Source organism: Nonomuraea sp. NPDC050227 (assembly GCF_044459705.1).
Lineage (GTDB): Bacteria > Actinomycetota > Actinomycetes > Streptosporangiales > Streptosporangiaceae > Nonomuraea.
Map to the genome: position 1 here is coordinate 21,807 of NZ_JBITJF010000006.1, position 10,401 is coordinate 32,207.

Annotated in this window: 8 protein-coding genes; 5 read left to right on the top strand and 3 right to left on the bottom strand. The window is 72.4% G+C overall.

Features of this window, described 5'->3' with window-relative positions:
• Positions 1-542 precede the first annotated feature (542 nt).
• Both ACIBK9_RS23605 and ACIBK9_RS23610 read right to left on the bottom strand, forming a co-directional pair.
• Entirely contained in the window at positions 543-1,412 is an 870-nt protein-coding gene (locus ACIBK9_RS23605; RefSeq protein WP_352352821.1) for an acyl-CoA thioesterase II, read from the bottom strand.
• A gap of 156 nt (positions 1,413-1,568) precedes the next feature.
• Positions 1,569-3,602, bottom strand: a complete 2,034-nt coding sequence (locus ACIBK9_RS23610; protein WP_397161701.1) for an ATP-dependent DNA helicase UvrD2 — start codon at positions 3,600-3,602, stop codon at positions 1,569-1,571.
• A 154-nt stretch (positions 3,603-3,756) separates the two neighbouring features.
• On the opposite strand from ACIBK9_RS23610, the gene ACIBK9_RS23615 reads away from it, so the two are divergent.
• Entirely contained in the window at positions 3,757-4,653 is an 897-nt protein-coding gene (locus ACIBK9_RS23615) for an alpha/beta hydrolase (protein WP_358294329.1), read from the top strand.
• Positions 4,654-4,738: 85 nt separating this feature from the next.
• Positions 4,739-4,987 (top strand): glutaredoxin domain-containing protein, encoded by a 249-nt coding sequence (locus ACIBK9_RS23620; protein ID WP_358294331.1) that lies wholly within the window; start codon positions 4,739-4,741, stop codon positions 4,985-4,987.
• 55 nt (positions 4,988-5,042) lie between these two features.
• Here the strand turns inward: ACIBK9_RS23620 and nudC are convergent, their stop codons facing one another.
• A complete protein-coding gene (nudC, locus tag ACIBK9_RS23625) occupies positions 5,043-6,017 on the bottom strand; it encodes an NAD(+) diphosphatase (RefSeq protein WP_397161114.1) in 975 nt (324 codons plus the stop codon).
• A gap of 147 nt (positions 6,018-6,164) precedes the next feature.
• Between nudC and ACIBK9_RS23630 the strand changes: the two genes are divergently transcribed.
• From ACIBK9_RS23630 to ACIBK9_RS23640, 3 genes are read left to right on the top strand one after another with little or no spacing between them, the layout of a single operon-like run.
• Positions 6,165-7,298: a siderophore biosynthesis protein gene (locus ACIBK9_RS23630; protein WP_397161116.1), complete on the top strand. Its 1,134-nt coding sequence runs from the start codon at positions 6,165-6,167 to the stop codon at positions 7,296-7,298.
• Positions 7,295-8,776 carry an IucA/IucC family protein gene (locus ACIBK9_RS23635; protein WP_397161118.1) on the top strand — a complete coding sequence of 494 codons (1,482 nt, stop codon included), beginning with the start codon at positions 7,295-7,297 and terminating at the stop codon, positions 8,774-8,776. Before ACIBK9_RS23630 ends, ACIBK9_RS23635 begins: the two co-directional genes overlap by 4 nt.
• A complete protein-coding gene (locus tag ACIBK9_RS23640; protein WP_397161120.1) occupies positions 8,777-10,372 on the top strand; it encodes an IucA/IucC family protein in 1,596 nt (531 codons plus the stop codon).
• Positions 10,373-10,401: the final 29 nt, after the last annotated feature.

Genomic DNA, 10,401 nt, shown 5'->3' on the forward strand with positions numbered 1-10,401 from the left:
TCTCCTTTTGATCGAGCTTTTTGATCTTGGTCGGGCACCTCGGAGGTGGTCGGGGATCGCGGAAAAACAAGAAGGCCGCGGATCCTGTGTGCGGATCCGCGGCCTGGGGGCTGCTATGTGCCGGTCAGGTTATGACCGGAGCATCCCTCCAGGGTTGCGGACCGCACAGTCCACCCTTGGTGAGCTGGTTGGTCGGGGCAGCGATACCTGCGCCATAGACAGGAACGCCTTGCGGAGCGGCGACACCCGCGTGAGCCCTCGCACGAACGGCGGGGGCCTGGCTACGGGCAGACTTCTCCTGCCGCAGCTTGGCCGGCCCATCGGCGAGCCTCACCGAGTCACGGCACGCGGAAGCGAGCCACTGCGTGGCCGACATCTGGATGCTCATCACCGGGGCTCACCTCCACTCATCAGATCGTCGGAAACAGGAGTGTCCGACTCGCTTGTCCATGACCCTAAACCGGGAAGCCGGGAAGGGGCAACATATTTTCTACCTGCGATTTTGTGACACAACCACGGTGTCACAACGTGCTGCGAACCGACTACTTCGCCACGCGGATCATGGCCTCCTGGACGACGGAGACCACGAGCTCGCCGGACGCGGTGAACATCTCGCCGCGCGCGAGCCCACGGGCCCCCGCCGACCAGGGGGCCTCCTGGGCGTACAGGAGCCAGTCGTCGGCGCGGAACGGGCGGTGGAACCACATCGCGTGGTCCAAGGACGCGCCGATCACGTTCGAGGCTCCCCAGGCCATGCCGTGGGCCAGCAGGATCGTGTCCACGAGCGTGAAGTCCGAGGCGTACGCGGCCAGCACGACGTGCAGCAGCGGGTCGTCGGGCAGGTCGGCGTCGTAGCGGAACCACACGTTGGTCTGGGCGCTGCGCAGCTCGGGGTTGAGGTGCGCCTCCCACGTCAGGGGCGAGACGTAGCGGGCGTCCACGGGGCGCGGGCGCGAGAGCCATTCCCGCAGCTCGGGGTGGTCGCCCAGCACCTCCGACATCCTGTCCTGGAACGTCGGCAGCGTCTCGGGGGCGGGCACGACGGGCGCCACCGACGCCTGGTGCTCCACGCCCTCCTCGAAGATGTGGAACGAGGCCGACATCGTGAAGATCGCCTTGCCGTGCTGGACGGCGACGATCCGGCGGGTGGTGAACGACCGGCCGTCGCGCAGGCGTTCGACGTTGTAGACGATGGGGATGGACGGGTCGCCCGGCCTGATGAAGTAGGCGTGCAGCGAGTGGACGTGCCGGTCCTTGGGGACGGTGCGGCCGGCCGCCACGAGGGCCTGCGCGGCCACCTGGCCGCCGAAGACGCGCTGGATGCGCTCCTCCGGGCTTCTGCCCCGGAAGATGTCAAGCTCGATCTGCTCAAGGTCGAGCAGGTCGAGCAGCTCCTTCAGCGCCTCGTTCACAGGGCCCCCTCACAGACGAACCTTCCATGGACAAGTCTGACGTGCCACGCCTGTTCCCCCAAACCCGCCCTGCCTTGCCGGAATGCTCCCGTCCCGCCGTTTCGCCCGGTGGGGAAGGGACTCACGCGCGAGGGGGCCGGCCGTACGTGAGGGATGTCACCCGCGGCACAGGGCAAGGACGGCCTCGCCGTAGCGGTCGACCTTGACCCGGCCGATGCCGGCGATCGACAGCAGCTCCTGCTCGGTGGCCGGCGCGCGTTCGGCGATGGCCTGGAGGGTGACGTCGGTGAAGACGACGTACGGCGGGATCTTGGCCTCCTTGGCGGTGGCCGTGCGCCAGACCTTGAGGCGTTCGAGCAGGGCCTCGTCGTAGTCGGCGGGACAGGTCGCGCAGCGGCCGAGCTTCTGCTCGGCCGCGGCCACCAGCGTCTTGGCGCACACCCGGCAGCTCACCGGCGCGGCGACCGTGCGACGTTCGCTCGCCGGGGTGGTCATGCGGGGCGGTGTGGAGGCGCGGCCGGTGAGCCCGTCGAGGAAGCGCGAGGGACGGCGGCTCTTGCGCCCGCCGGGCGCGCGGGCCAGCGCCCAGGAGAGCGACAGGTGCTCGCGGGCGCGGGTGACGCCGACGTAGAGCAGCCGCCGCTCCTCCTCGATCTGCTCGGGGGTCTCGGCGTAGATGATCGGCAGCATGCCGTCGGTGACGCCGACCAGGAAGACCGCGTCCCACTCCAGGCCCTTGGCGGCGTGCAGCGAGGCGAGCGTGACGCCCTCCACCGGCGGCGCGTGCTGCTCGGAGGCGCGGCGTTCCAGCTCGGCGACGTACGCGGGCAGGTCGGCGCCCTCGGCGGCCATGTCCTCGGCCAGGTCGGCCAGCGCCTTCAGCGACTCCCACTTCTCCCTGGCCTTGCCGCCGCCGGGCGGTGAGGGGGTCAGTCCGACCCCGGTCAGGATGTGGTGCACCTCCGAGGCCAGCGGCTCGCCCGCGGCCGACCGCGCGGCGCCGCGCAGCAGCACGACCGCCTGCCGCACCTCGGGACGCTCGAAGAAGCGCTCGGCGCCGCGCAGCACGTACGGGATCTCGGCCTTGGACAGGGCCTCCTCGTAGGACTCCGACTGGGAGTTGACCCGGAACAGCACGGCGATCTCGCGCGAGGGCACCCCCTTGTCCAGCAGCTTCCTGATGGCCCGCGCGACGCCGGCGGCCTCGGCGGGCTCGTCGTCGTAGTCGGAGAAGACCGGTTTGGGGCCGTCGGGGCGCTGGGCGATGAGTTCGAGGCGGTTGGGGGTCTTGGACTTGGCGATGACCAGGTTGGCCAGGTTCACGACCTGCGGGGTGGAACGGTAGTCCCGGACCAGCCTGATGACGGCGGCCTTCGGGTGCTCGACGGCGAAGTTGGTGAGGTAGCGGGGGCTGGCGCCGGTGAACGAATAGATGGTCTGGTTGGGGTCGCCGACCACGCAGATGTCGTCCCGGCCGCCGAGCCAGGTGTCGAGCAGGAGTTTCTGGAGCGGGTTGACGTCCTGGAACTCGTCCACGACGAAGTAGCGGTACTGCTGGCGGATCTGGGCCGCGACCTCCTGGTGCTCGGTCATCACGGCCGCGGTCAGTTCGAGGATGGTCTCGAAGTCGACCAGGTGGCGTTCGCGGCGGATGCGCTCGTACGACTCGTAGAGCCGGGCCACCTCCTCCGGCGAGCCGGGCGGCGTGCGGTGGTGCTTGGCGGCGGCGGCCACGTAGTCTTCGGGGCCGATCTGGGAGACCTTGGCCCATTCGACCTCGGCCGCGATGTCCCGCAACTCGGACCGGTCGGGATTTTTCCGGATCTGGCGGCAGGCTTCGACCAGCACCGGCAACTTCGACTCGATGACCGAAGGGGCCTCGCCGCCGATCACCCGCGGCCAGAAGTAGGTGAGCTGGCGCAGGGCGGCCGCGTGGAACGTACGGGCCTGGACGCCCGGCGCCCCCAGCGCCCGCAGCCGCTGCCGCAACTCCCCCGCCGCCCGGGTGGTGAACGTCACCGCGAGCACGCTGGGCGCGTCGACCACCCCGCTGCGCACGGCGTGGGCGATGCGATGGGTGATCGCCCTGGTCTTGCCGGTGCCGGCGCCGGCGAGCACGCACACCGGGCCGCGCACCGCCTCGGCGACCTCCCGCTGTTCCGGGTCGAGGCCGCTGAGGACGTCATCCACGCTGTTCACCCGATCTTCCTCCCCGCAAGTGGCGCCGAAGCACTTTATTCTGGCAACATGCGGCCCGACGTATGTTCATAGTCACCGAGATGCAAAGGAATGGTTGCTTCCCCCACAATGGGGCCGACCATGCCGCATGGGGGAAAGGAAGGCCGTGCGAACAGCGGTTTTCGCGGGCGCGCTGGTGCTCGCTGCCGTGGCGCTCACACCTGCCGTCGCGTTCGCGGCCGAGCCGCCGGTCCCCGTGGTGACCAATCCCACAGACCCCGACGGCCTCGGCGGGCTGGCCACGGAGACCCTTTCCTACGGCCGCCAGCGCAACCAGGACATGGACGTGTGGTGGACGCCCGACGGCCAGAAGCGTCCCGGCGTCTTCCTGATCCACGGCGGCTGGTGGTCCGGCGGCGACAAGAAGTACATGAAGGAGATCACCCGTAGCTACGCCGACCTCGGGTACACGGTCTTCAACCTGAACTACCGCCTCTCCGGCGAGGCCGCCTGGCCGGCGCAGCGCACCGACGCGCTGGCCGCCATCGCCCTGGCGCGCAAGCACGCCGACCGCTGGGCCTTCGACGCCAGCAAGTACGTCGTCGTCGGCTTCTCGGCGGGCGGGCACATCGCCGCCTCGGTCGGCACGTACGGCAACGGCATCGCGGGGCTGAAGGGCGTGGTCGGGCTGTCGCCGATCATCTCGCCGCTGCGCGCGTACGCCGACGGCGAGAAGACCGCCGACCACGACAAGCGCAAGCTGCGCGAGGCCGCGATCCGGCTGGCCGGCGGCTGCGAGCCCAAGGGCAAGTGCTCGCGCGTCTGGGCGAGCATGGAGGTGGCCTGGCACGCCAGCGCCAAGGACGCCCCGGTGCTCACGGTGCACTCCGAGGACGAGTTCGTGCCGCCGACGCAGAGCCAGCTGCTCAAGCAGATGCTCGGCCAGGTGGGCGTGCCGATGACGATCATGACGGCGCCGGGCACCAACCACAGCGCTCCCCTGTACCGGGAGCCGGGCGTGGCCGAGCGGGTGCAGGCCTGGATCGCCGAGCGCATCGGCTAGAGGGCCCCGGGTAGGGATTAAGCGGGCGCCTCCGCGTTGTTGCACCGAGCGCCTGATTTTCCTGACCTTGGAGGGACAACCCGACATGGCGCTCACGGTCTACAGCACTACCTGGTGCGGCCCCTGCAAGCGGCTGAAGTCTCAGCTCGCCCGCGAAGGCATCGCGTTCAAGGAGGTCGACATCGAGCGCGACCCGGCCGCCGCCGAATTCGTCATGAGCGTCAACAACGGCAACCAGACCGTTCCGACGGTCGTGGCGGTTTCCCGTTCAGGGGTGGAGCACGTCAGGACCAACCCCAGCGTCATCGAGGTCAAGCGCCTGCTCGACTCCTAGGCCAGGACGCGGAAGGGGGAGCCCTGCTTCGGACTCCCCGGCTCCGCTCGGCAGGTCACCAGTCGCCGACGAGCTCGCCGCCGTACCACGTCTCGATCAGGCGGCGGGCTATCGACACCGGGGGCGGCAGGCGCACCTCGCCCGACCGGAGCGAGGCCACCAGCTCGTCGCGGGTGAACCAGCGCGCCTCGGCGATCTCGTCGGCGTCGGGGGTCAGCGCGGTCGTGGTGGCGTCGGCGAAGAAGCCGAGCATGAGGCTGCGCGGGAACGGCCAGGGCTGGCTGCCCAGGTAGCGCGGGTTGACGACGTGGACGCCGACCTCTTCTGCGACCTCGCGGACCACCGCGTACTCCAGGGACTCGCCCGGTTCCACGAAGCCCGCCAGGATCGACAGGCGCCCCTCGGGCCACTGGGGGCCGCGGGCCAGCAGGCAGCGGTCGTCCTCGTCCCTGATCAGCATGATGACCGCCGGGTCGACGCGTGGGAAGTGCTGGCTGGCGTCCTTCGGGCACACCCGGACGTGGCCGCCGGCCTGCACCGTCGTACGGGCGCCGCAGCGCGGGCAGAACTGGTGGGTGGCGTGCCAGGCCTCCAGCGCCACCGCGTGGACCAGCAGGCCCGCGTCGCGGTCGCCGAGCAGCCCGCCGACCTGGCGCAGACCCGCCGGAACCGGATGGCCTTCAGGCGTGTCGTTCAGGCTCATTGGCATCGTCACCCGGCCGTTGAGGTCGCCGGCCGGTTTGCCGGGCAGCGGCGCGGCCACCGCGAAGTAGGCGGTGCCGCCCTCGACGCCGAGCAGGTAACGCTCGCCCTGCGGCGCCTGCGCGGAGGTGTAGAGCACCGCGTGCACCTCGTCGCCGGCCCGCCGCACGAGAGTGTGGCCGTTGTCGATCACCAGCACCCTGGTCTCGGGGTCGGCCCACGCCTTCTCCAGCCATCTGTCGTCGGCACGCAGCGCCGACGATCTGTCGATGGTCCCCCGTGCCAGGAGCAGTGGGCCGATGAGTTGTTCTTCCGCGGTCTTTTCCACTGGCCGCCCCTCCCCAAGTCGCTTGTCATCCTATGACCTCGCAGTTAGGCGCCGATTAGGGTGTGCGGGCCCCGGAGCGACCAGTCTCAGGCTAAGATCATCGAGTTAGGTTAGCCTTACCTGATTCCTGCGGGGGGTGCCTTCGCGTTGCGGCTCTACCTGACCGCGCTCAAGCCGACGGACTCGGTGACGTACGGCTTCCTGCCCGCGGCGCGGGCCCTCGGGTGCGAGGTGACCGTCCTGACCGACCGGCCGGAGCGGCACCCCGGCTCGGTGCGGTGCGACGTACGCGACCCGCGCGCCCTGATCGACGCGGTCGAGCACCTGGGCAGGCCCGACGCGATCTTCTCCAACTCCGACCACCTTCAGGCGGAGACCGCCCTCGCGGCGTCGTACTTCGGACTTCCGGGCAAGGACTGGCGGGCCTGTCTGGCCGCCAAGAACAAGCTCCTGATGCGACGCGGGCTCGCGGCGGCCGGCATCGAGACGGTGCGTTCGCTGCGGCTCGCGCCCGCCGATCCGGTGCCCGAGCGCCTGCCCCGGCCCGTGGTGCTGAAACCCCGCGAGGGGGTGGCCAGCGAGGACGTCGTGCTGGTCGAGGACGACCTCCCGCGCGCCGTGGCCGCGGCCAGGCGGCGGCGTCCGGGCGAGACGCTGGTCGTGGAGGAGTACCTCGAAGGACCGCTGCGGACCCTGGAGACCCTCGGGGACGGCTCCGCGACGCGCGTGCTGGGCGGCTTCGCGACCACGCTGGGCCCGCTGCCGCACTTCGTGGAGGAGCGGCTCGACTGGGCGCCCGCCGCCGACGCCCACGTGCTGGCCGCGCTGCGGGCCCTCGGGGTGGGCTTCGGCGCCTGCCACACCGAGTACGTCCTGACGCCCGCCGGGCCGCGGATCGTCGAGGTGAACTACCGGGCGATCGGCGACCACTGCGACTTCCTGCTGGCCGACGTGCTGGGCGTGCCGCTGTTCGAGTGGATCCTGCGCACCCACCTCGGGGAGCCGGCGCCCGAGCCGCCGCCCGCGTCCCGGCACGGCTGCGCGGTCAGCGTGGTCGCCGACCGGCCGGGCGTCGTCAAGGAGGGGCCGCCGGAGGAGGACGTCGAGGACGGCGGCGTACGGCTGTGGCACCGGCCGCTGCGGGCCGTCGGGGACGTCGTAGAGCTGACCCACACGAACCGGGATTACCTGGGCGTCATCCGGGCCGTGGGACCGGACCGGGCCCGCGTGGACGCCGCCGTCGAGCGGTACCGGGCGGCCCGGCCGTGGGTGGTCGGGTGAGGTCGCGGGAGGCGTACCTGGCCGCCCGGGTGCTGGACGCGCTGGTCCGCGAGGACTACGGCGGGCTGGCCGCCCGGCTCGACCGGACCAGGTCCGGGGCCGGGCTGCTGCTGGCCGACGGGCGGTGGGTCCGGATGGTCCCCGGGTCGCCGTTCCAGGACTTCGTGGTGGCGCCGGACGAGCGGCTGGGGCTGGAGCAGGTGCTGGAGACGCTCGTGGAGGTGTCCGACGCGGCCGACGCCGAAGGGGTGGCGGCCTTCTTCGACGAGTGCCTGACCGCCCTGTCCGCGCTGGAGCTGCACGACGCGCACGCCGAGGAGGTGCTGCGGCGCGGGCCGTCGTACGAGTCGCTGGCGGCCTTCGCCGACCATCCCGTCTACCCGACCTCGCGGGCCAGGATCGGCGCCTCGGACCGCGACCTGCTGGCGTACGCGCCGGAGTTCGCCCCCTCGTTCGCGCTGCGGTGGGCGGTCGTCCCCCACGCGGCGATCGTCCCGCACAGGGCGACGGAGCTTCCCGCGGACGTGCCCCGGCCGGCGGGCCGCGGTGTGCTGTTCCCGGTGCACCCGATGGCCGTCGGCGAGGTGCGGAAGATCGACGGGGTCCGGGTGCTGGACGAGGAGGCGGTCACCGTACGGCCCACCCTGTCCATGCGGACCGTCGAGGTGGGGCCGCGCACCCACCTCAAGCTGCCGCTGCCGGTGAGCACGCTCGGCGTGCGCAACCGGCGCTCGATCAGGGCGGGCACCCTGGACGACGGCGCGCGGGCCGAGCTGCTGCTGCGCCGGCTCGCCGATCCCGGCGTGCTGCTGGCCGACGAGCAGACCTACGCGCACGCGGGCCACGAGTACCTGGCGTGGATGGTCCGGCGGCTGCCGGAGGGGCGGATCGTCCCGGTCGCGGCGCTGGCGGTGCCCGGCGTGCTGGACGAACTCGGCCCGGAGGTCCTGCCCCGCTACCTGCGCCTGCTGCTGCGCTGGAACGTGCGGCTGTTCGTCCGGTACGGCGTCGCCCTGGAGGCCCACCAGCAGAACCTGGCCCTCGTCCTGCGGGACGGCGACCTGCGGCTGCTGGTCAAGGACAACGACGGCCTGCTGGCCTCGCCGTCGAGGCTGGCGGCGGCCGGGATCGACGTGCCGGACTTCTCCGACGGGCGCATGCTCACCGACGACCCGCACGCGCTGGCCGACGTGTTCGTCACGATCACGCTGCACCTGGCCGCCGCGGCGGTGGCGTTCGCGGTGCTGCCACCGGCGCGGGCGGCGGCCCTGGTGCGCGGCACGCTCGCCGAGGCGCTCGACGAGCACGGCGACCACCCCATGGCCCGGCTGCTGCGCGCCAGGACGCTCGACGCGGCCAGGCTCACCGGCAAGTCGATGGTCACCGCCGGGACGCTCGTGGCCAAGGAACGGTCCGGGGCGCGGGACGTGAACAAGTTCTACGGCATCAGCGGGCCCAACTACCTGAGGAGAGCGTGAATGGACGTCCTGGCCATCGGGGCGCCGGCCGAGGAGGCGACGCTGGCGGCCCTGCTGCGGTGCTGCGTGCGCGAGGTGGCCGGGCCCAGGGGGCTGGTCTGGCCGGCGCCGCCGTACGTGCTGATGCGGGTGGCGGGAACGCTGCTGCGGGCCCGTACGCACGGCGGCGCCGCGCTGCGCCTCGACGGGCCACCGGAACGCCTGGAGGGCGGCTCCTGGCAGCCGCTGACGGTCGCCGAGCTGGTCCGGCTGACCGAGACCGACCTGGCCGACCTGCCCGACCTGGCCGGCCTGTCCGACCGGCAGGACGAGCATGCGCGCCCAGGCAGGAGAGCGGCGCACCTCGACGTCGAGCCCAACGGCGAGTTCGCCGCTCAGGTGGCCGCCAGCAGGGACGCCATCGCGGCGATCCTGGCGGCCAGGGCGCAGGCCGAGCCGCCCGCCGATCCCTGGCTGGCCTCGGAGCAGGCGCTCGTGTACGGGCACCCGTTCCACCCCACCCCCAAGGCCCGCGACGGCGCGGACTGGCTGCGCTACGCCCCCGAGGCGCACGCCGCCTTCCCGCTGCGGCTGCTCGCGGTACGCGACGACGCGCTGGCCGAGGAGGGCGACCTGACGGCCCTGGACGCGCTCGGCCCGGCGCCCGCCGGACACCGGCTGCTGCCCGCCCATCCGTGGCAGCTCGCCCTGCTGCGTCCCGCTCTCGGCTCCGAGCTGGTCGATCTCGGGCCGGGGCCGCTCGCGGTGCCGACCTCGTCGGTGCGGACCGTGTACGTGCCGGACGCCGAGGTGTGCCTGAAGTTCTCCCTGGACGTGCGGATCACGAACTGCGTGCGCAAGAACGCCTGGTACGAGCTGGCCGGGGCCGTCGAGCTCACCTCCCGGCTGGCCCCGCTGATCGCCGAGGTCGCGGCGCGGCACCCGGCCGTCCGCTGGCTTCCCGAGCCCGGCTACCGCACGGCACTCGGGCAGCGCGAGGGCCTGGGCGTGATCGTCCGGGCGAGCCCGTGGACGGCCTGCGACCCCGGCGTCACCCCGGTCCTCGCCGCCGCCCTCGCCCTGGACGCCGCCCCGGCCGACCCCCTGGCCTGGTGGACGGCGTACGTGTCGGCGGTCGCGCTGCCGGTCGTGGACCTGTACGTCAGCCACGGCGTCGTCCTGGAGGCCCATCTGCAGAACGTGCTCGTCGGCCTGGACGCCGCCGGCCGGCCCGTCCAGGCGATCTTCCGCGACCTGGAGGGCGTCAAGCTCGTCGCGGGCCGCCACGACCTGGACGGGCTGCATCCGGCCGTGGCCGCCGCGCTCACCCACGACCCGGCGCGGGGCTGGGCCCGCGTCGTCTACTGCCTGTTCGTCAACCACCTCACCGAGATCGCCGCCACCCTGGCGGGCCCCGACGACGAGCTGCTGCGCGCGTTGTGGCGGGCCGCCCGCGACCTGCTCGCCCGCCAGGCCGCCGAGCTCGGGCAGCCGCTCCCGCTGCGTGACCTGCTGGCCGGGGCGCCGCTGCCCGCCAAGGCGAACCTGCGCGTGCGGTGGGCCAGAGCGGCCGACCGCAGCGCCGGTTACGTCCCGATCGCTAACCCGCTCGCATGAGCGCCGTCCAGAAACGGGGGACCACTCGC

Bases quoted from the DNA above. Each gene is read 5' to 3' on its own strand.
- ACIBK9_RS23620 (WP_358294331.1), top strand. From the start codon at position 4,739: ATGGCGCTCACGGTCTACAGCACTACCTGGTGCGGCCCCTGCAAGCGG.
- ACIBK9_RS23640 (WP_397161120.1), top strand. From the start codon at position 8,777: ATGGACGTCCTGGCCATCGGGGCGCCGGCCGAGGAGGCGACGCTGGCG.